The organism is Phyllobacterium pellucidum (genome assembly GCF_013327855.1).
Lineage (GTDB): Bacteria > Pseudomonadota > Alphaproteobacteria > Rhizobiales > Rhizobiaceae > Phyllobacterium > Phyllobacterium pellucidum.
The window spans coordinates 283074-306446 of the sequence record NZ_JABUMX010000004.1 but is presented as its reverse complement, the minus strand read 5'-3'; the positions used below and the strand labels follow the sequence as shown (position 1 = coordinate 306446).

Here is a 23373-nt window from a genome sequence, read left to right as displayed (position 1 = left end):
CCTTAGCCGCCGAACATTTGCGAGAATTTTTGCTTGTCGACGTCCGTCGTTTCGAGAACCTTTTGAGTTTCGATAGGCATGACCGTGACTTTGATGCCTTCCGGCAGCCAGGCAGGGCGACCAACCGAGGGCTTGGCCGGCAGATACCCTTGGCTTAGAGCGAGTTTCTGGCCGTCATCAGAAAGGATGAAATCGACGAACTTTTCTGCTGCAGGGACGTTTTTTGCCGTGGACATGATTGCCACTGGCTCAGTCACAGCCGGCACGCCTTCAGACGGGAATACAAACTCGATGGGTGAACCTTTTGCCTTTGCGTTGAGTGCCATAAAATCCACGAGAATGCCGTATGGCTTTTCGCCGCTTGCCACCGATTTCAATACAGCGCCGTTACCACGTACGCTCACGACTTCGTTTGCCTTGAGCTTTTCGAAGTAGTCCCAGCCGAGTTCGGGTTTTGCGGCAAAACCACTGAGCATGTAAGCGGCTGCTCCCGAATAGAGGGGGCTGGGCATGACAATCATGCCTTTGTATTCCGGCTTAGCGAGATCTGCCCAATGTTCTGGTTTGGCGGTGGCCGCAGAGTTATAGGCGATGCCGGTGGTGATGAGCTTGCTGCCGAAATAGGTCTTCTCCGGATCATAAGAATCCGTAGAAAATCCATCAACGTTAGCTTTCTCGTAGGCCTTCAGCTTACCTTGCTTCTTCAAGCCTTCCATGCTCACCGCATCGGCAATGAGGAGCACATCGGCTTGGGGCGCGCCGGCCGAGAACTCCGCTGCAAGCTTGCTCATGATGTCGCTCGTACCCGAACGATAGACCTGCACGTCGATATCAGGATTGACTTTCTTGAAAGCTTCCACCGTCTTGGCCGCATCGGTATCCGGTTGCGAGGTATATAGCATCAGCGATTCAGCCTGCGCCGAGGCCCAAAACATCGAGGCGGCCAACATGGCCGGCACGCCTATGGCAATGCGCATCAACTTGTTCATGTTAATTTCCTCCCGGGTTCTCTTGCGACAAGCGCAAACGCATTGTCAGTTAATCCTCCATGCAAAGGCGCCGTAACCCATGAACACCCTTGCTTGAACATATAATCAATGTTCATTTGTTTCATGTCAATGACAATTGAACAGTTTTGATGTAAAACGAAACGGCCAACACGAAGAAAGCGGCCCATGGAAGCTGAAGCCCTCCCGATCGTTTCCTCCGACATAAAGGTGAAGACAGCCTGGCTGTACTATGTTGAAGGCATGACCCAAGAGCAGATTGCCGACAAGCTCAAGGTCAGCCGTGTCAAGGTCATGCGAACGCTTGCTGCCTGCACTGCCGAGGGGTTGGTCATAACAACGATCAATACTGCCACGGCAGAGCAGATCGCTCTGGAACGAAGACTCGAGGCTCAATGGAGCCTCGCCTCGGCAATTGTTATTCCGACCCCGAGTTCGGATGAGCACCTGGAAACCGCATTGGGGCATGCCGTTGCACAATATCTGGGCGAACAAATGCAGGATGGCATGACACTCGCGATCGGCGGCGGCGCAACACTTTTTGCAAGTCTCCGATTTATTGAGCGTCGAAAGCTATCGAATGCGGCTGTGGTTGCGCTCGTTGGGAGCCTCGCCCATTCGCGTTGGATCAACCCGTCCATTGTTGCAGCAAAAGTGGCCGAGGCTTTCGACATCGACAGCTATCAGATCACAGCGCCGGTCATCGTAGACGATGAGCTATTGCGCGAGGCCCTCTGGCATCAGCCTACCCTCGAGGAGGTGCGCCAACGGGCCGCTCGAGCAGATATCGCGCTTCTGACCGTGGGTGACATTTCGCGGCAATCAACGATCTTCCGGCACGGCATCGTGCCGAACGAACTGGTTGATCCCCTGAAGGCCCAAGGCGCAGTTGCCAACATTCTTTGCTATTTCATCGACAGGGAAGGCAAGCTGGTAGACCATATGATAAATCGTCAGGTGATGGCCATTGACCTCGATATTGTCGCTCGGATACCAAATGTGGTCATTGCAGCGGGGGGGAGTTCCAAAGTCGAAGCCATTAAGGCGGCGCTGAAAGTTATGCCCGCACGGGTCCTCATAACCGATAGCCAAACGGCTACTGCCCTGATAAGTTAAACTATGCCCCGGCTGCGCAGAAAATCTTTAAGCCCGACATGGGTGATGGCTTCAAACTCCTCGACAGCCTCGGCAAAGCGCTTGCGCTGACTAATAAGGTAGGCAAATACCTGTTTCATTTCGCTGGACACGCCGAAACGCTCCCAGCGTTCGGCTACGTGCGCTGGCATGCCCAATTCAGCGCAGAATTCCACGACAGTGCGATAGCCGAGCAATTCCAACGCAGATCGTAACTCTTCTCCCGACATACGTTCTTCGAGCGCATGATCATGCAGTCGCTGGGCGACGAGCCGCAAATCAGCGGGCGACGAACCCATTACTCGGTTAAGAATGGAACGGACCTCGGCAGGAAACGGCGGCATCAGAAACTCCAGATTCGAAATGAGTAAATTAGCTTAGACCGAAGCATCCCTGTTCGCCAGCGCATTTGTTTATAAGGACAGCGTCGCACTTGAACAAACTCGCCTCCGCGCTGTCGATCGAAATACGTCCATATAATCGCGAATTTCAATTGGTGCCGATTAATCACCATACCCGCCTAAACGCATCGCGGAATAAAGCCATTCTCAACTCGGCGCGAGTTTTTCACCCACGCGAGGACCCCACCGCCTCTTCGCCCACACCAATGCTTACCCTTTGATGCGCGCACCTGCGACGGCGGGAAAATGTCCGCTTTGGCCAATCCCAAACCCCGGCGGCAGAGCTCTGTCCGCTTTTCGTGTGGGGTGTCCTAGCAGCGGACGGTCGGCCGTCGGCCCCGACAGTGTTCTCATGAGTTGTTCTTGCGGCCAATGTTGGTCGAAGGAGAACGAAAATGGGTATTGCACAATATGATCCTAACGCACTAGGACGTCCGGCATGGAACCCTGGCCAAAAGGTTGGCGTCAAGAAGCCGCTTAGACAGCGCCAGATTTGGGCGATCCGCTTCTTCCCCTGAGTCGCAGGTCGATGGCCGCCAATACTTTGTCTTCTGCTTCCAACTCAGTAAGAAATATGACCTTAGTCAGGCTAGTCGACGTCAATAGCTTTTTGGCGGCCTCGATGCCACCACCTGGCATGGAAATGTCCAGTAGTGCAATATTAGGAGCATAGCGAGAACTGAGTTGGATAGCGTCCTCGGCCGCTCATCCTTCGCCCACAACCGTAATATTCTCGTCAGTACTGATAGTTTGAATGATACCGGTCCGGAATAACGGATAATCGTCTACTACGATGACCTTAATTTGACCCGACATAACCCTTGCCTCACTTCCGAACCTGCTCTTGCCTTGGGTGACAATAAACCGCAACAAACTGGATGAAGATGATGGTCGCAGTGGCGTTGCACGTCTTCAATAACTCGAGAGGCCAAAATAGCCATTTGCAAGGATAGTTTACAGCTAACGTTTCACAAACTAAACTTTGTGAGAAGCATTGGTCCTAGCAAATGATGCGGCCACTCGTTCTGGTATACTGCATAGCGTCCAGCGAGATTGCTGCTTTGGTTTCAAAATGTGGTACGGTCAAACCCAATTTGTTGAGGTTCGTTTAACGTTGGAGACTGACCGCACGCAGATGTTTTCCTAATGCCTCTTCCTTACTGTTCGCGAAAAGCGCGATTAAATTGATCCGCGAGGGGTTTGGACAGGAAGGACATGGCCGTGCGCTGTTCCGTCGAAACAAATACTTCGACTGGCATGCCAGGCATGAGCTTGCTGTCGCCGAGCTTTTCAAGCTCCTCCGAGGGAACGATCACATCGCACAGATAGTAGACCTGGCCTGTTGTTGGGTCGCTACTGGTCGCGGCGGAAACATAGGCAATCTTGCCATGCAGTTCTGGCGTCGTACGCGTGTTGAATGCCGAGAAGCGCAATTTTGCCGGTTGGCCGACGTATAACTGGTCGATATCCGTCGGAGATAATTTTGCCTCGATCTTGAGCGCCGCGTCAGCCGGCACGAGTGTCACCAGCTTCTCAGCTGGCGTTATGACACCGCCGATGGTGTGGACCGCGAGTTCGTTGACGGTACCTGACAGCGGCGCACGAATATCGGCTCGCGCCAGCCGATCCTCAATGGCTACTCGCCGTTCCCGAAGTTCGGAGAGCTTGGGTTCGATAGAGGAGAGTTCCCGCTGTGCTTCGGTACGGGCAGTCTCGTCTATGGCAATGATTTGCAGGCGAATTTCACCCATGCGGGCCTTGGCCCGTGCGATATTGGCTTCGACCTCTCCGCGTTCTCCCAACAGCTTGGCCATCTCCCGGTCGATGACATACTTGCGCGAAGTCTCGATCAGCCGCTTGTCGGTCAGCCCCTTGATCTTGTCGTGTTCAGTCTTCACCAGTGCGATCTCGTCGATCTTTGCATCGCGCTGCGCTTCGAGCCCCTTGATCTCCTCACCCAATTGATCAATGCCAAGGATTAGCTGTTCTTTCTGGCTCTCGCGGTTTTGACGGTTGCCATCAAACATACGCTTCTCACCAAAGAACACGTAGGGGTAATCATTGGTTCGTGCGGTTAGTTCTTTTGACATCATGATCGCATCGAGATTATCGCGCTCAGCCATGAGCCTTGCCTGTTTCGCCATGAATTCGACGAGCTGCGTGCGGACGATCGAAAGCTCTGCTTTGGTTTCGGCATCGTCAAGCCGCAGCATAATCTGACCCTTGCTTACAAAATCACCTTCTTTGACCGCAATCTCACTGATGATGCCACCATCGCGGTGCTGAATTGACTTCAAATTTTGGTCGACCTTAACCATGCCTGGCGCGATGATCGCCCCGGTCAGTTGCGCGGTTGCAGCCCATCCTCCTGCGCCCACGAACAGAAGCATGCCAAGGGTGATACCTGCAAAAACCCGTGGGCCCACCGGGAAGGTGTTTTCCGGCTCGATCTGCGTTCCAAGGCCCAGGTCTTTTTGTTTTTTGCGGCCGAACATTTCTTCACTCCCGTTCGCGTCAAGACGACGTATTCATTCAAGGATTTTCAACGATCATCAGCATGTGATGACCGGTCAGGTTAATTGTCATTTCATAGTGTTCGTCGCGGTCCATATCGACCTCGATTAACGTCTGCTGCAGTTCGTCAGTCCCTTCGTGGCGCACCCGAATTGGCAGCGGTTGTTCGTCGGCGTCGTCGCCGTATGTATCTTCAAAGCGGTCCTCTAGGCTATCGATGACATCTTCGAAGATCTCATACCTTGACATCTCGATGCGATCGCCAACCATGAAGTCGAGGATCTGGTGGATAACCTCGGCGCTGGAACTGCCTTCAGGGATCTGGAACTGAAAAGTATCAGCACCCCCATTGCCTTCTAGAATCATTGCAGTTGTGCCAATGTTAATCTGATCATTGGCAGCACTTCCGATTACCTGCTCGAAGCCTGAGATCACATCATTCCCGATCGCAAATCCTGTCGCAGTACCGGTGTTCAGATCGACAAGCACGCCCTGTGCCGACTGCGAATAATCAAGGGTGTCAGACCCTTCCTCGCCACGATAGATATCATCGTCTCCGTCGGCAGCGGCCTGCACGATATCGTCGCCCGTGCCTGCCAGCACGCAGTCTTCGCCGGCCCCGTCCGAAATCACATCGTTTCCGTCATTGCCGATCAGGGTTTCGTTGGCGCCACTCCCCCTGATTTCGTCATCCCCTTCGCCGGACTTGATGACCTCGAAATTGGTGACGCTATCGCTGCCGATTTCCGCGCCGCTGGCATGGGCAGCAACGAGGTCGATAACCACGTCCATCAACGCGGCGGAATAGTCGAGCGTGTCGATTCCTGCGCCGCCATCATAGGTGTCCGCCGCCCCATCCATGGCAGCCGTGACAGTATCCCGGCCAGCATCGCCGCTGACCCTATCCGCTCCTGCTCCACCAGACAGCTGATCATCGCCCACGCCGCCTGACACGATGTCGGCGCCACCACCGCCATCGATCAGGTCATCGCCGCCATTGCCATGGATCTCCTCGGCCGCATCGCTGCCTTGTATATCATCCTGTCCCGCCCCAGCTAGGAGCACTTCAAAGTTCGAGATTGTGTCGTGACCGATCTCGTCACTGAATGCAGCACCTTTGTCGAGATCGATCGTGCTGCCGTGCAGGACTGCGGAATAGTCGAGTGTGTCGATGCCGGCGCCACCATCATACCGGTCGGCTGCCTGATCGACATCACCTGCGACGGTATCATTGCCGTCGCCGCCGCGCACGATGTCTTCGTCATCCCCGCCACTGAGAAAATCATCGTCTGCGCCGCCGTCGAGAACGTCTGCTCCGGCTTGGCCAAAGAGGCTATCGTTCCCGCCGCCGCCATCCAGCCTGTCATTCCCGACGTCGCCATGTATGGTATCACGGCCAAGATCACCGGCAATGCTGTCATTGCCCTCGCCGCCGAACAGCAGGTCGTCGTCCGCTCCGCCGCTGATGCTATCATCGCCGCCTTCACCGAAGATGGTGTCGCGACCTTCTTCCCCGAACAGACGGTCGTTGCCGCTGCCGCCAAACACCTGATCGTCGCCGAGACCGGCCAGAACGATGTCGTCGCCGGCTCCCGCGAAGATGAGATCATCACCACTGCCGGTGATGATATGGTCATTGCCGTTGCCGCCGTTGACCGTGTCGTTGCCGCCCCGGGTGTCGATATTGTCATTTCCGTCACGACCGTCTACGTCGTCAGCGCAGTTTGTTCCGACGAGGATATCGTCGCCTTGGGTGCCGATGATCGGCGGTGCCTTCAGCACGGAAAACTGGGCCGTTTGCAGGATCGACACCTTGCCGTCACTGATCTGATAGGTGACAGTCACCGGACCGAGCATCGCCGCATCAAAATACCAGCCACTTGGCGTCTGCGTCAGTGTCCCCGACGACACGGTAACGTTCTCGATGCGGAGAGCATCGCCGTCCGGATCAGATGCACCACGCAGAAGATCGGAAAGCCCGATCAGGGCGACCGCACACCCAAAGACGTCCGCCAGATAGACCGGCCCGTTGACCCTGGGCGCACGATTGACGGCTTTCTCCTCGTCCGCATCGTCCTCGTCATCCACCTCAGATTCGGGATCGTCGCGCGGGTCGAGGTCATAGACAGGCGCAGCCTGGGAATTTGAACTACCGCCACCGCCACCGCCGTAGCCAATATTGGATACCCTGCCACCACGCCAGGCATTGTCATTTGCCGCATGGAACGAGAACGATACCCCACCGAACTTTTTCAGAAGGACAGTGTGTGGCAGGTTAAGCTTTTGGAACTCGATCATCGGGGAATCGGAAAGCTCATAGCGCCAGTCTCCGCTTCCAAACAATCGGCCACCGGAACCGGACCTCTCTTTTGCTGTTTCTTCGAGTTCCGTCGTAACTTTGGGAGCGCCAGCTGCCACAACCGCAGGCGACCCAGACTGCTCCGGCGCTTGAGACTTGGCTTCTTCTTGCTGCTCGTCACTGCCCAGCCGTGGGAATGCGCTTTTCAGGTAAAGCGCAAGTCCGGTGAGAAACACCGTAAAGAACAGTGGTGCATTGGAGCGTTTGTCCTGGTTCTTCAGGACATAATGTTCATGTGACTCGTCCGTTTCCGGCTTGGTGGTTTTGGTCCCTTTGACATCGATCATCATGCTGAAACCCTCGATGTGACGCGCGGCGCATTTTGTGCGGCAGGCGCGGGTCGGTTGACTGTTTCTGCGGGCGTGGACGATTTGAGAATCTCGTCCTTTGGTCCAAAAGCCACCATCTTGCCGTTCTGGATGACGGCGACCATGTCGACTGCGGCCAAAGCGCTTGGCCGGTGGGCTATGACGATGGCGATACCGCCGCGTTCGCGGATAGCCTTGATCGTCTGGGTTAGTGCCATCTCGCCTTCACCATCGAGATTGGAATTCGGCTCGTCCATGACAACGATGAAGGGGTTGCGGTAAAGGGCACGTGCCAAGCCGATGCGCTGGCGCTGGCCAGCGGAAAGTGAGGCACCCTGCGGACCAAGCGCCGTTCGATAACCATCCGGCATACGCACGATCATCTCATGAATCCCGGTGATCTGGGCCGCCTCGACGATCGCCCGTGCGTCTACCTTGGGCTCAAGCCGCGAGATATTCTCTTCGACCGTTGCATCCAGCAGTGCCACATCCTGCGGAAGATAACCCAGATATTGGCCAAGCTTGCTGTCCGACCACTGCGTCAGTTCGGCATCATCCAGTCGCACGCTACCGCGTAGCGTTGGCCAGATACCGGTCAGGGCACGCGCAAGTGTCGTCTTGCCGCCGCCGCTCGGTCCGATAATGCCGAGCGCCTGACCCGCATTGATCTCAAAGGTGACATCACTAAGAAGCACCCGTCCGGACCCTGGCGCGGCTACCGTGATCTTTTCAACCTTCAACGATCCAACAGGAGCAGGCAGATCCATCGGTGCCTCAATAGAAGACAATGCTACGACGGTTTCCTTGAGCCGCCCAAATGCCGTGCGCGCAGCGACGACGCTCTTCCAGTTGCCTATTGCGAGATCGACGGGCGCGAGAGCACGGGCTGAAGAAACCGACGCGGCGATAATTGCGCCAGCGGACAACTCACCCTGGATCGTGAGCCACGCACCCAGACCAAGCACAGCAGATTGTAGGATCATGCGAAGTACGCGAGAGATCGCTCCAAATGTTCCACTGATGTCGTTCGTGCGTGTTTGAAGTTCGAGGTGATCCTGATTGGCTTGATTGAAGCGATCGACCGCTCTTCCGGCAAAACCCATCGCCTTCAGAATATCGGCGTTTCGGGCGTTTGAATCGGCGATCCCGTTGCGAGCAATGGCGGCCTGATGGGTTGCACTTGCCAGGCGGCGGGTCATCAGCTCGGTTGCAATCGTCAGCATCGACAGGATGAATGCGCCGGCAAAGGTGAGGGCGCCGAGATAGGGATGAAGCATATAGACGAAGATGAGATAGAGCGGCATCCATGGCAGGTCGAACAGCGCGACTGGGCCTTGGCTGCCCAAGAAGCCGCGTACCGTATCGACATCACGGCCACGCTCCAGCGCCTCGGCCGTTGAAAAACCAAAGCGTGGCATGTCGATAGCCACTTGATGCGCCATCGGAGCGATCCTGCTGTCGAGACGCGCGCCGATACGCACCAGTACCTGAGAGCGGATAATATCAAACATACCTTGGAACAAATAGAGACCAATGGCCAGAGCCGACAAGGCGAGGAGCGTCGGAACACTGCCGCTGGTCAGGGCGCGATCGTAAATCTGCAGCATGTAAAAGGAGCCGGTCAGTGCGAGAATGTTGATGACGCCGGAGGTGGTGAAGAGAAATACGAATATCCCGCGAAAGCCTTGCGTTAGCTTCTCGGCATTTTTCCGCTTAGTGCCAGTCAATGGGGTTTTCGAGCGCATTTTGTCTTACCGTTTCTTGTTGAAGCTTTAGGCGGAGCGGCCACGGGCGGACCGCGCTTGCCAGTTCAAATCAATATGTCGGGCTCCACCATCGCGCCACGTAGCCGCCTCTGGGACGACCGCTTAGCGACAAGGCGCTTCGTCAGTATTTCCGAGGTAGCCGTCATGACTGCCAGGACCACGGCGGCAGTGACTGCGGCTTGGCCCAAAGCTGGCTGACAAACACAAATCGCGAGGAGATAGAGAGGGAGCCAGGGCAGATGCAGCGTCCTTGTCGGGCTGCGCGCGTCCGAGGCGCCGGCGGCGCCAGCGGTGCGGCGCTTGAAGGGATCAAAGCGAGCTGTGCTGCCCGCAGGGTTGGTAGAATAAAGTCTAGTACGCATTTCAAGCCCCCTTTTTTATATTTGTATAGGGCGGCGAGCCGGTTGTTGCGGCTCGCCGTCGGTTCTCGGACTACAGATGGAAGTCCGAGTTGGTCAGGTCGTGGTTGCCCTTGATGCTCAAGCGCAACTCTGCCCCGCTATCGCCATCGACGCTGCCCTGGACGATCGTATATTCGCCGTCCTCGCGGGTTTCATGCGTGACAACCAGTTGTGCGGCACCGCTCAGTGTCGAGCCTGCAACCAGCGTGAAGGACTGGTTCCCGGCCGCGCCGCCATTGGCATCGATACCACCAAGATCGATCTTGTCTCCGGGCTGGAAGCCGGCGATCGTATCTCCGTCTGCATCCCCTGCAGAGAGGAAGCGGAAGGTGTCATTGCCCGCGCCACCGTCGATGACATTGACGGCGCTGCTTGCAGTGATCGTATCGTTGCCGGAACCAGTCACGACATTCTCGACGTTCCACAGTGTGTCGTTGCCTGATTGACTGCTCGATGCACTTCCCCGGCCCGCAAAGCCCGTTCCAAGGTCGACTGTGAGGTTCGCTGTGATTGCAGCCATGTCGAGCGTATCGCTGCCGGCGTCACCGTAGTAGGTGTCGTCGCCGTCGCCGGATGCGGCAACGAACATGTCGTTACCTTCTCCGCCATGCGCAGTATCGTTGCCGGACCCGGCATCGATCAGATCATTGCCGGCGTCGCCGAAGATGCGGTCTGATCCAGCATCGCCGTAGAGCATGTCGTTACCCGCTCCGCCGAGGATGTCGTCGCTTCCCGCACCGCCGAAAGCGATATCATCGCCGCCTTCCGCACTGATGAAGTCATCGCCCTCATCGCCGCGAATGACATCGGCGCCACCCCCGCCAACGACCGTATCATTGCCGCCAAGCGCTATGATGTTCTCGCCGTTGATCGTTCCAAGCAGAACATCTGCATTGGCTGTCCCTATGACCGGCGCGCCAGTTCCGCTCGAGTCTGATGCCGGTGCCGGAGCATCGTCGTCATCATCATCACAGGAGCCGCCACCGCCATTGTGATGATCGTCGCTGTCGTCGTCTTCGTCCTCATCCTCCTCGTCGTCATTTCCGCCGGGGAGTTCGGTTTCTTCTTCGTCGTCTTCGTCTTCATCGTCGATCGGGTCGTTGCCAATCTGCGGCATCCCATCGGGGGCGGTGAATTTGATCGTATGTTCACCGCTGGTCATTATTGTGACACCGTCTTCGATAGTCACCTCATAATCAGCAATGGTGGCCCCATTTGGCAGCTCGACCACATCCTGCGGACGCAGGGTTCCGATGATAGTGTCATTACCGCCATTGGACTTGAAGACAATGCGGTGAGCCGAGCTGAGTGACGTGATATCGATGTTGTCGTCTCCTGCATCACCATCGATGGTGATGGTGTTGAGCCGCAGGCTAGTACCCGAGAAGTCACCGATGATCTCGAAGTTGTCCCCGCCGGCCGCTCCTGTGGCACCCGAAGGATCAGCGCCGTTGACGCGGATTTCCTCGATCTCCGCCAATTCAGCGATGACTACCGCAGGCCCGGCGCCAACCGCACGTGTGATGACGATCTCGGCCGTCGCCGCCGATGCTATGCCGGCGGCTGTCGCTGCCAGCCGTGTGTAGATGCGGTATGTTTCGGCGCTAGCGTTGCCGTTGATCGTGAACGTATCGCCAAGTGCGTTTTCGGTACCACCGTTGACGATGTCACGGCCGTCGGACGGAGCCGCCGCATTGGCGTTCCAGATGATTGTATCGTCACCGGCATCGCCGTTGATGGTGTCGACACCGCTGTTGGCACCCAAAGTTACGGTTACATTGTCGATATTGAACGTCTCGGCGGCATCAAAACCGCTTGTCGTACGGAACCGAATAGCCGAGTGGGCCGGATCAAGTGCGGCGACGAATGCGCCGCTGGTTGCTCCTCCCAGCGTCCCGAGAGACTGCCAAGTACCGCCATTCAATGCTTCAACAGCGATGGTCTCGCCAGTGGCGCTACCCTGATAATTGAAGGACAGGGTCGGTGCAGTGGCTCCAGTAAGATTGATCGAGCGCTGGATGAAATCATTGGTGTCGATCGTTCCAGCAAACCTCAGTTGATTGTTGGTGACAAAAATATCGCCATTCGTCGCTGAGTTGTTGTCGCCAGTCTCTGTCCAGTTACCAGCGAAGTTGAGCGTCCCGTTATTGTTGTTGTAAGCCACGGCACTGAAAGTATCTGCATAGGTGCCGTCGGCAATATTTGTTCCTCCACTGAGCGTGTCGTTGCCATCGCCGCCGTTGAGGACGTCTGCACCCTCGCCGCCGTTGATGACATCGTCGCCGCCGGCACCACTCAAAGTGTCGTTGCCCCCGAGGCCATTAATGGTATTTGCAGCAGCGTTGCCGGTAATCGTGTTGGCGGCAGCAGTGCCGACGCCGAACACGGGAGGTGCAGCTGCCGCCAGGGTGAAGTCCGTGATATCGATATTGGCGTTGGTGACGCCGTTGATCTGGATCGTGCCCTGGATCGCCGAGGCCGCTCCATTCTCACGCACTGTAATGATCGTGTTACCGCCAGAAGTGGATTCGAACACACGTTGGGCAAAATTCGCCGCCGTGACCCCGAGCCCGCTGAGATCGATCCGGTCCTGACTTGCGGGAGTTCCGCCAGCTGCATCGAAGCTTGCAATCGTATCCGCACCGAAACCGGCAGCGTTATAGACGATGGTGTTGAAACCGTTGCCGACGTCAATGGTGTCGTTGCCGGCACCACCGATAATGGTGTCGTTGTCGTCGCCGCCATTGAGGATGTCATTACCCTCGCCGCCGTCGAGCAGGTCATTGCCGTCATTGCCGGCAAGGGTATCGTTACCGCCACCGCCGAACAACTGGTTAATGCCGTCGTTGCCATTGATGATATTGTTGAGAGCGTTACCCGTACCGTTGATGTCGGCATTGGCGCCGTTGAGGTCGAGGTTTTCGATATTGGCCCCGAGCACGAAGGTCACGTCGGATTCCACCCGATCGATGTCCGTCACCAGCGCGGAGGTCTCCGTCACCACATCGCCAACTTCGTCCACGAAGTAGACGTCGCTGCCGTCGCCGCCGGTCATCGTGTCGGCGCCGAGCCCGCCTTGCAGCGTGTCGTTGCCGGCCAGACCGCTCAGCGTATCGGCAAGATCGCCGCCGCTGATTACGTTATTGCCCGCATTGCCGGTACCGACGAACTGGTCGGCATCGACGCCGGTATAGGTCAGGTTTTCGACATTGGCCATCAGTTCGATAGAGAGCGCAGCCAGCAGGGTTTCCACCGTGTCGGTGCCCGCATTGAGGGCTTCGAGCACCACATCGCCGACATCATCGACGATATAGGTGTCGTTGCCGCCCAGGCCGACCATGGTGTCGAGGTCAGCGCCGCCATCCAGCGTATCGGTGCCAGTGCCGCCAACCAGAAGGTCGTCGCCAAGTCCGCCGTTCAGCGTATTGTTGCCGGTGCCGCCGAAGATCAGGTCATTGCCGCTGCCGCCGGTGATGGTGTCATTGGTGCCATTCTCGCCAGCCACGAAATTGTTGACGAGCGAGCCGGTCAGGTCGACGCGGGTAGTGTTGTTGGGGTCCGCCCGGTTGATCAGGTAATCCTCGGCACCCAGCGCGTAGCCCTCGTATGTGGCCCCGTTGAAGTTGATGCGTTCGACACCCGTCTCAGCATTAGCACCGTTGAAATGGCCGGCCACCGTGATCGTTTGCGAATTACCCGCGGCCAGTCCGTAGTTGATGACCAGGTCGCCGGTGGTCGTCGCGGTGTTGCTGTCATTGGCGTTTAGCGCCGTCATCGTCATGATCGGCAACAGAGTCACTGGATCGATGCCGGTGGTCGGCGCCAGGATCGAAATCCGATCCGCTGTACCACCACTGGACGCGTTAACCGCTTCGTTAATGGTGTCGTTGCCGTCACCGAGGCTGAACGAGTAGGTGTCGTCCCCGAGTCCGCCGTTGAGGGTATCCACGCCGGCGACTTGAGCAACTGTCGAGTAGCTGATGGCAAGGCCGTCGATGCTGACTCCTTCGCCGTTCGCGTTGATCGCCGTGGTCACGAAGCGGATTGCCGCGTTTGCCGCAAATGGACCGGTGACGGTATGGGTATAGTTGGTTGCGTTGCCGTCACCACTGATCGTCTGAAGGTTTACGAAGTTCGTGCCGTTGGCCGCGAACTGGACCGTTACGGTTTCGCCAGCGTCGAGACCGTCCGGATTAGCCGAGTACGTGATGGTGGCAGTTGAGGCGGTAGAGAGGTTCATGGTCCGCGTGATCTGCGCACCATTGTAATCGTTAGCCGGCGTGCCGCCGTAGAAGCGAAGAACATTGTTGCCGTCGTCAATCCGGATCTGGCCACTGGTCGTGCCACCAGAGTCATTGGCCTCAACCCAGTTCGACGCGAAGTTCGCGTTGCCGTTGTTGTTGTTGTTGTTGCCCTGCTCGAAGTTGTCGGCAAACGTCGTCGTCGTCGTCGTCGCCGCCGTACCGTTGGCACCACCAACAAGGATGTCGTTGCCAGCGTTGCCGTTGAGGACGTCGGCACCGGCGAGGCCAATGATCAAGTCGTCCTGTGCCGTGCCGTCGAGCGCGGGCTGGTTCAATGGCCCGGTACCCTGCGGAGGAAGGCCGTTGTCGCTGAACGGCGTGCCCACGATGACGTTGATTGCAGTGCCATCGCTGAACTGCAACCGTTCGATATTGCGCAGCATGTCGGTGCCGTCAAGCGCGGTGCCACCGGTATGGGAAACCACCAGCGTGCCGTCGGCATTGGCCGAGAACGAATAACTGGCACGCAGGTCCGAATAGACGGCAGTGTCGACGTCAGGCGTGGCATCTCCGGTCGAGACAATATCGCGGACGATCTTGAGCTGGCCGGGATTGATAGTTCCGGACATAACCTGCGAAACCAGCGTCTTCATTGAGTCATGGTAACTAAGCACCGTGTTGCCGGTCGGACCATTGGCGTCGAAGGTGGACATCACAGCGATGCGCACCCGCAGCCATTTGTCGCCATCGATGATGTCATCGCCGCCGCGGCCTTCGATGAGGTCGCTGCCGTCGCCGCCGAGCAAGATATTACCGCCGACGAAGCTGCCCTCGGCATCGAACGAGGTCGCGCCCGCGCCGACCAGCAGTTGCTGGAGCCCGTCGATCAGGGCGAGGCCTTCGGCGTCGAGTGCACTGCCACGGAAGCCTTCGGTCGGCACATCTGCGGCGGTCACGTCGGTGCCGCGGATCACGTCGGCGAATTTGGAGCCCGAGGCACCTTCCACTTGGGTAAAGGTATCCAGCGCCACATTGGCTGGAAGCACCGGTACGCCGGGGAGGATCTGCCGCGCGAGATCGACGTCGACAGGGAAGTTCATGTCGGCATAAGTAGTCCAGTCATAGCCGGACATGCCGTCGAACTTGCCACGGCCGAGACTGCCGAACCAGATATCGTCGCCGCCTTCGCCGATGAACTCGTCAAAGCCGCCGTCGCCATGGAACACGTCATGCCCCTTGACCGCGTCGGCTTGGAACTGGTCGTCGAAATCGTCGCCGACCGCGCCGGTCCACGCTCCCACCTCGATCCAGTCGTCGCCTTCTCCGCCCAGCGTCTGCTCGGTGGTCTTGCTGCCGAGCACGAAGTCATTGCCGACGCCGCCAAAGGCTTCGTCGAGCAAGTCGGCGCCCAGGATGATGAAGTCCTGCCCCGCGTCACCGACGATCAGATCGACGCCAGCCCCGGCATTGATCGCATCGTGCCCCGCGCCGGAGCGGATGATGTCGTCGCCGAACAGATCGCTGATGATGTCGTCACCGTCGCCCCCGAAGTAAGAGTCGTTACCGGAGCCCCCTTCGAGCCGGTCATTGCCACCGTCGGCATACAGCGTGTCGTCCCCTTCGCTGCCGATGAGGATATCTTCCCCATCGGTGCCGCCAAGCAGAACGTGTTCGGTGCCGGTATATTTCAGGTAATTGGTGTCAGCACCCGGGGTGGCGGGATTGTTGCGGATCACCAGCGGGGTCAAAATGCTGCCCCCAGTCGGATCGTTACCGAGATTGTCGGCAGATTCATCGACATTCGTCGTGGTCGGGTCATCAAGCAGTATGCCGTCCGCGCCGGCGGTTTCGCCGAGGCCGGGGTTCCATTGCTTGGTCCGGTCTACTTCCAGGATCAGGCCGGGGGTTGAGAACACGTCCGAAGGAAGGTGGCCCGCGTCGGCATTGAGGCTGATGATCTTGGCGAAAGTGTTATTTTCCATTTCAGACAACAGATGCAGGCCGTCAAGGCGCTGTAGGTAGTAGAACCGGTCGCCGTCCTGAAGTTGTTCGAGCTGAACTTCGAACACGAAGTTGAAGGTCGAACCGAGCATGCCGCCAAACGGCAGGATCTTTTCCGCGAGACCGCCGATCCACAGGTCGATATTGTCCAAACCGGTTGTGGTGATGCCGTTGACATTGGCCCAGGCGCCGGTGCCGTTGAGGAAATCCAGGCGGTCAGCGGGCGCAAGGTCGACAATGCCATCGCCGTCGATATCCATGTCGCCGAAGATCAGCAGCATGGCGGCATCGCGTTTGCCTTCGATCGTCGTTTCGCCGGTGATGGAAGAATGGAGGCCATAAGCCGCCATGAAGTTAATGACGGAGGCTTCATTCTTGAGATTACCGGCAAACTCCACCCAACTATCGTAGGGCTTGAGTTCAGGCGCATGCGAGCTTGCCTCGTAGAAATCGCGGCGAGCGGCGTTCAGCGAGGGCACGCCGGTATCCCGGCCACGCGCCAGATTGATGGTTGCCAAGTCGAGGGGCAGGCCGAGCAGGTTGTTGCGCAGCGCACTGGTGACGAACTCGTCGATCTCATTGCCGACCTGGCGCGTCATGCCGCGGATGATGTCGCCCGCAGCAATGCCGTCGGCGATGGTGTGGCCTGAGTCGAACTCGATCGGATTGAGGAAACCCTGAATAAGGCTGATCTGATCATTGGTGAACGAGGCATCGAGCCTGTCGATCTGCTCGGTCAGCATGGAATGGCCGAAGCGGTAAACCACGTGAGCGAACTCGGCGACGATGGCCGGGTTGATGTCGGCGTGATAGCCGTCAGGCACCACGAAGAAATCGATATTGGGTTGAATCTTGCGGGCAAAATCCTCGAACACGGTATGCTGGTACTGCATTTCCGTGCCGAACTTGGCGGCCTGAAACAACCGTTCGCCATCCCAGGTCAGGGTGTCGGCATAAGCTGCAAGAGCAATCGGGTCCGTCGGGATGGCATCGACCTGCGTCTGCGTCAGGTCGACGTCGAGCCACTCATTGATAAATGCCATATCCTTGCTGGCGAGCACCACTTCCTTGGTATGCTGGGCAAGCCGGTTATGTTCGGAGTGGAAAATGTGATGCACGGCGGTGAGACCGATGTTTTCGTTCACGCGGCCGTCGCCAGCGATGAAGTGCGCATCAAGCAATTCGTTATCATAGACGGCCGGGTTGTTGCCGGGGTTCTGAAGGCCGATTTCGATGTCGCCGTCCGCAATGCCGTTCGGAACCGCGTCATGGGCGATATCGGCCAGAAATGCCGCATTGATGCGAATTGCACCCGTCAGCGGCACCGGCGCGTCGAGCGTGCCTGAGATAACGATGTCGTCTGCAGTATTGGGAATGCCATCGGTCCCGACGCCTGTAATGATTTGGGCAAAGCCCGCGGCATTTGGGATGAAGTTGCCATAGGCGTCGGTGCGCAGCAGAGGCACAGCGCCAACATCCTGGTCGGTCAGGAGAATGCCAAGCATCTTGGCTTGTTCCTTGACATCAGCCCAGGTCGCCATACCACCCGGCTGCGCGCCACCACCTTCAATGAGGTTGCCGGTAGCGTGCGGCTTGCCATCCGCGCCCATTGCGTATTGACGCAAGAAAACCTGATGGGAGGCGTGCGAAGTATAGGTCTGGTTTTGATCGACGAAAGGCGTCGTGGTGTTGACTGGACGCGTGTCGTCGGCCGTTCCCATAACGCCATCGGCACCAGGGCCCACCGTAGCGCGCGTCAGCACCATGAAGTTGGTGTGACTGCCCTCAACGTATAGTGGGTCATCGGGCTGTAGCGGAATGAACACCGTGCCACTGCCGCCTTTGTTTACAAGGTCAAGGCCGTGATCGAAGAACTGGCCGAATAGGGTGAACCAGGAATTGAACGGAGCCGACAGGCCGACGTCGGGCGAGACGTTGGTGATCTGGACGTTCTCGCCATCCATGGCGATGCCGAACGGCTCAAGTGCGGTATCGCGAACGACGCTCGCCGCTTCAAGATCGGTTACGGTGACATCGTGCGCAGCCGTCGCCGTTGCCAGCGCATCGAGAGCCGCCTGTTCGGCGGCACTCGGCGGCGTGAGCGGATCGCCGTCGCTGAGGGCGTTGGCAGCTGATTTTGCGTTCTCCATGACAACGCGCGCCTGGTATTCTGCATCAGCAAAAGGCTTGTAGGCGGCATAAATATTCTGCACGAGAGCCACATTAGCAAGGTCCGCGGCGACTAAGCCGCCCACCTGCAAACCCTTGATGATAGCCGCGGGGTTGCCGAGCGTCTGATCAACGATCAGGTTGGAGATCGTGCGCAGGCTGGAGTCGAATACCAGCGAATTGGGGTTGTTCGACGGATTATAGTTGGGGGACGTCGGCATCGCCGGAGCCGGCCCGGGACCATCGGGATCGAACAGGGTGCCATCAGCATTGCGATATGCAGGATCAAGCAATTCCGGGAACGGCAGGTCTGCAGAGCCCCACGTTTCTTGTCCTGGCAACAGGTTGTTGTAAGAACCGTCGACGGTCCGCAGCCCCAGGCTAAGTGTATAGGCTGGAACGGACCCAACTTGGCCGGCAATGCCCACACCGAAGAGCGGCGCAGCGTTCGGATCATTGGGATTGGCAACGTATGCGGCGTGCTTTTCGGCGATCTTGATCTGCTCGAGAATGAAGTCCAGATCGGAACGGATATAGTTTACCATTTTGTTAGTCTCCCTTTAACCCCTGCAGAAATCGCCATGATGGCGTATTCTGACCGCACCGCTTATGCGGACGCTTGTTGCGTTGTCCCGTGATCTGGTTCTTCTTGACCGCCCCTGCTATTCGCTCGGGATTGTCAACATGATTGGCACGAGTTTCGATGGTCGGATGATGGCGAGGCGCAGGACAGCTTGATAGTTCTGAAGGTCCTGCGACTTTAAAAACACTTAGGTCCCAAGAGAATTAGGACTAAAGGCACGAGCTAGTGATCCAATGCGGCGCTCTAAGCGGCGGAAACCTAGACCAACGTAAGGTGGGAGATGTAATTCGGACCGGCTTGTTTATCCTGGAAGTCCGTCCTGTCGATTCCGAGCTGGTCATCACCCAGTGGCAAGAGGGCGAACCGAATCCGGTCTATCCGCAGCTCTCGCAGTAAACACAGGCGAATGGGGATGATAATTAGTTGTGTATATGAGTATGCACGGAAATGATCAGAAATATGCTTGATCTATGGCACTATGATTACTTGGAACGAACTTCGTGAGATTTTGAAACCGATACATCAAGCCCTGTCCGGCAGGGGCATAGATATTTTTCACTGTGTGGCGGAGCGTCATGTAAAGGCCCGACGCCCATTGATCCGGCGAACAGCGGAAAGGTGCTTTTACTCGCGATTCCTCCCCATTCTGTTCTTTCGCAACGCTTCTTCGAGCTTCTCTTGATATACTCCTCACAGCGGTGTGGGAACTGCGTGTGAATGTCCTCCACTTCTTTCGACACATGGCGGATATTGAGATCAGCAGCCTTCGGGCGTTATGCCCGTCTGTCGATCTCCGCCAATAATTCGGCATTTTGGCTCATCGTTCGTTTCTCCTTTGGATGCAAAAATAGCAGACTTCGCGTGGACTACCGACCGGTTTTCGGATAACGATGCCCATTATGGAGCATCCAATCCTCATTGCCATTGCTCTGATGGTGATATGCGTCGGAATTGTATTAGCGGTCTTCGCCCTCCGGGCAGACTGAAGCCAATGCGAGCCATCAATTGTACTAATTAAGCTTGCTACCCCGCTCGGCGCCGATGTCAGAAACATGTGTCTCTTGCTGGACCGCTGTCACGGCGATCTCCTTCGCGTCGCGCATGCCGTGGCCAAAGAGTTTCATCACCAAATGTCCGCTTTCGCGTCGAGTATTCTAGCAGCGGACTGTCTGCGATCGGCCCCGTTCCAGACGGGCAACAATGCGCCTTCATCGAGCAAGCTTGAGCGCTGAGACCTCGGGCAGATAGGGCAGAGACCGGTCCGTCTCGCGAAGGAGTTCGTAACGCTGCCTGTACGCCTATAGTACTCCCGATACAGTTCCAACGCGCGAACATAGCGCTTGTGTTCGGCAGCCCGAGCTTTAGCGTCGGCAGTTGGATTGTCAGGAATGCAGAAATGCACCATTCTTAGTTTCAGCGTGGCGCGTTTCACATGAGTGAAGTGTATTTTGCCGCTCTGTGCCTCGAACAAGACGGTCCCAGAATAATAGCGGGCGGTCGGCATCCAATCTGAGTTGAGGCTATATGCTTCTGTTACGTAGATGATGTAGTCGCCCGTTGGTTCGCTGGTTTCTCGCGAAGAGGGTTTTGCCATTGTAGTCTCTCGGTCATCAGTTGGGCAACCTAACGATTGTCCGACATCGCCGCCGGCGCAACGATATTTCATGCCGCATCTGTTGGATGTATGCATCCGCTCGTGTGTGGGTCCGTTGGCACCCCATGCGGCCGCTGCGATTACTTCCCATGATCAAAGCACCAGTGCGCGGCATTGATTCTTCGGATTGCAGGCGATTTGGCGCCTGGCCGTGAAGTCGGTCCACTGGATCTACCTGGCTGTGAATGCCATCGCTGACGTAGAAAAGCCCCATCTTCCAGCGAGTTGAACGAAGCGCCCTTAAGCCGTGAGTCATCGCTGAAGTGCAAACCTTTCGGCTAAGGAATTTCTCGGTCGTGCGCTGGCTTCGATGATCTTTACGATGTCACCGGTGGAATTCTAATTCCTAATTCCCTATCATATTTTGCTAGTTTCTGCGTGATTAATCGCAGATGCATGTTGGACGGCATGCCTGACGGCTTCCGATTCTAGTATCACGGATAAGAACCGATCCGGGCTGCGGCGCTCCGTACGGCAAAGTGGCTCACCTTTGCGCTAACTTCTGAGTGGCAACCCCGAGACGATTTTAACAGCTCATTTGGAGATGCGGCTGGCTGTCTTGTCGTTTGAGGTACGCATTGGGGAGGTTACTATATTATGTGTCGTTTGATATTTGCAACGCTGTGGACACATCAAACAGTCCATCAAAACAAGTCAAAAAGAGTTGCACACCTCAATGGGTTGATCTAAGACTTTAGCCGGAGGAGAATTCTCGTGGGGAAAATGACGCTTGAAGACGTCGCCCGAGAAGCCGGTGTAAGTCTCGCAACGGTTGATCGCGTCGTGAACGGGAGGATGGGCGTGCATGCACGCACCATCGAGCGCGTCAATGCGGCCATAAAACAGCTTGGTTTCCTGTCGGACCCACATGCCTCGCGCCTTGCACGCGTGCGTGACTACGACTTCCGCATCATCTTGCCGACCGGCGAAAACGAATTCATGCAGAACCTCGACGCTGAGTTTCGCGCAACCCGCGAGCGCCAGCTGCAGGAGCGCGTGCGACTTTCGATCGAGCATGTCGATACCTTTGACGGCGTCGCCGTTGCAGCGGCGCTGGAAAGCCTTCCTTCCGGAATAGATGGCGTCGCCGTCGTCGCGCTTGATCATCCGGCCGTGACCGAGGCGATCAACGCGCTCGCTGACTCCGGGGTCGTTGTACTGACACTCGTATCGGACGTTCCGAATTCCCGCCGCGCCCACTATGTCGGGATCGACAATTTTGCTGCCGGTCGCACGGCAGCCTCGCTCATTGGCCGCTTTGTCGGGCCGCGCGAGGGCAAAGTCGGCATGATCGCGGGGTCGCTCGCCCTGCGCGATCACATCGAACGCCAGTTTGGCTTTGAGCAGATCATTTCACGCGAGTACCCGAACCTCGAAGTATTGCCGGTGCGCGAAGCCCGCGACGAGAACGCCCGCGTCGAAGCGGCGGCAGGCGCGCTTTTGAAGGACCATTCGGATCTTGTCGCAATCTATAATGCCGGCGGCGGACAGGCGGGCGTGATCAAGGCGCTTGAGGCAAGCGGCCACGTCTCCGACGTGATTTTCGTTGCCCACGAACTGACGCCCTCGACGCGGCGGCATCTGGTGCGTGGCACCGTCGATGCGCTTATCAACCAGGATGCAGGCCATATGGCGCGCAGCACCGCACGCATCCTGACGGCGCTGCGCGAGGGACGCCCCATCGTTCCGGGGCAAGAGCACATTCGCATCGATATTTTTCTCAGGGACAACATGCCCTGACGGCAGGAGACTTAAGGGAGGAATTCATGAAGACGATCAAGGGACCAGCCATTTTTCTCGCACAGTTCGCGGGCGATGCGGCGCCGTTCAATTCCTTCGATGCCATCTGCGGATGGGCCGCATCCCTCGGTTATAAAGGGGTACAGATTCCGGCTTGGGATGCGCGCTTGATCGACCTGAAGAAAGCGTCGGATTCCAAGGATTATTGCGACGAACTCGCCGGTACTGCGGCGGCGCATGGCCTGACCATCACCGAGCTTGCCACCCATCTTCAGGGGCAGCTCGTGGCGGTTCATCCCGCCTATGACGAAATGATGGATGGCTTTGCAGCACCGGAAGTGCATGGCAATCCCAAGGCGCGTCAGGAATGGGCGGTTGATCAATTGAAGCGCGCTGCGCGGGCGTCAAAACATCTCGGCCTGAAATCCATGCCGACCTTCTCCGGCGCCCTTGCATGGCCGTATATTTATCCGTTTCCGCAGCGTCCGGCCGGTCTGGTCGAAACAGCGTTCGATGAACTTGCCAAACGCTGGACCCCCATCCTCAACTATCTCGACGAGCAGGGTATCGACGCCGCCTATGAAATTCATCCTTCGGAGGATCTCCATGACGGCATAAGCTACGAAATGTTTCTGGAGCGCGTGAACAATCATACGCGTGCCAATCTGCTCTACGATCCCTCGCATTTCGTACTGCAGCAGCTCGACTATCTCGACTACATCGACATCTATCACGAGCGGATCAAGGCGTTCCACGTCAAGGATGCAGAGTTCAATCCGACGGGACGCCAGGGTGTCTATGGTGGGTTCCAATCATGGGTCAACCGCGCCGGTCGCTTCCGTTCGCTGGGCGACGGTCAGGTGGATTTTGGCGCGGTGTTCTCGAAATTGACCGCCCATGATTTTGATGGCTGGGCTGTTCTGGAATGGGAATGCGCGCTGAAGCACCCCGAGGATGGTGCACGCGAGGGCGCCGAGTTCATTAATGCGCATCTCATCCGTGTGACCGAACGCGCGTTCGACGACTTTGCCGGAGCCGGCACCGATGAGGCCGCAAATCGCCGCATACTTGGCTTGAAGTAAGGGGAACGAG

General features: G+C 57.2%; 9 protein-coding genes. 3 read left to right on the top strand and 6 right to left on the bottom strand.

Annotated features, from left to right (window positions below):
* Positions 1–2: 2 nt before the first annotated feature.
* On the bottom strand, positions 3–989 hold the full coding sequence (locus tag HQ945_RS18005) for an ABC transporter substrate-binding protein (protein ID WP_174208353.1): 987 nt from the start codon (positions 987–989) through the stop codon (positions 3–5).
* 186 nt (positions 990–1175) lie between these two features.
* Between HQ945_RS18005 and HQ945_RS18000 the strand changes: the two genes are divergently transcribed.
* A complete protein-coding gene (locus HQ945_RS18000; RefSeq protein WP_113281399.1) occupies positions 1176–2123 on the top strand; it encodes a sugar-binding transcriptional regulator in 948 nt (315 codons plus the stop codon).
* On the opposite strand, the gene HQ945_RS17995 is transcribed toward HQ945_RS18000, so the two are convergent.
* From HQ945_RS17995 to HQ945_RS22935, 5 genes are all read right to left on the bottom strand, one after another.
* Positions 2120–2485, bottom strand: coding sequence for a hypothetical protein (locus HQ945_RS17995; protein WP_113281398.1), 366 nt, complete (start codon positions 2483–2485; stop codon positions 2120–2122). The two genes, HQ945_RS18000 and HQ945_RS17995, sit on opposite strands and share 4 nt — an antisense overlap.
* A gap of 1214 nt (positions 2486–3699) precedes the next feature.
* Positions 3700–5037 (bottom strand): HlyD family type I secretion periplasmic adaptor subunit, encoded by a 1338-nt coding sequence (locus HQ945_RS17990; RefSeq protein WP_174208352.1) that lies wholly within the window; start codon positions 5035–5037, stop codon positions 3700–3702.
* 37 nt (positions 5038–5074) lie between these two features.
* Complete coding sequence (locus tag HQ945_RS17985; protein WP_174208351.1) at positions 5075–7705, bottom strand: cadherin-like domain-containing protein; 2631 nt, start codon at positions 7703–7705, stop codon at positions 5075–5077.
* Complete coding sequence (locus HQ945_RS17980) at positions 7702–9468, bottom strand: type I secretion system permease/ATPase (RefSeq protein ID WP_027232306.1); 1767 nt, start codon at positions 9466–9468, stop codon at positions 7702–7704. Before HQ945_RS17980 ends, HQ945_RS17985 begins: the two co-directional genes overlap by 4 nt.
* A 453-nt stretch (positions 9469–9921) precedes the next feature.
* Positions 9922–18849, bottom strand: a complete 8928-nt coding sequence (locus HQ945_RS22935) for a peroxidase family protein (protein ID WP_281358769.1) — start codon at positions 18847–18849, stop codon at positions 9922–9924.
* A 2415-nt stretch (positions 18850–21264) separates the two neighbouring features.
* On the opposite strand from HQ945_RS22935, the gene HQ945_RS17945 reads away from it, so the two are divergent.
* Together HQ945_RS17945 and HQ945_RS17940 are read left to right on the top strand one after the other, a co-directional pair.
* Positions 21265–22281 carry a LacI family DNA-binding transcriptional regulator gene (locus HQ945_RS17945; protein WP_174208377.1) on the top strand — a complete coding sequence of 339 codons (1017 nt, stop codon included), beginning with the start codon at positions 21265–21267 and terminating at the stop codon, positions 22279–22281.
* A gap of 26 nt (positions 22282–22307) precedes the next feature.
* Complete coding sequence (locus tag HQ945_RS17940) at positions 22308–23363, top strand: sugar phosphate isomerase/epimerase family protein (RefSeq protein WP_174208350.1); 1056 nt, start codon at positions 22308–22310, stop codon at positions 23361–23363.
* Positions 23364–23373 lie beyond the last annotated feature (10 nt).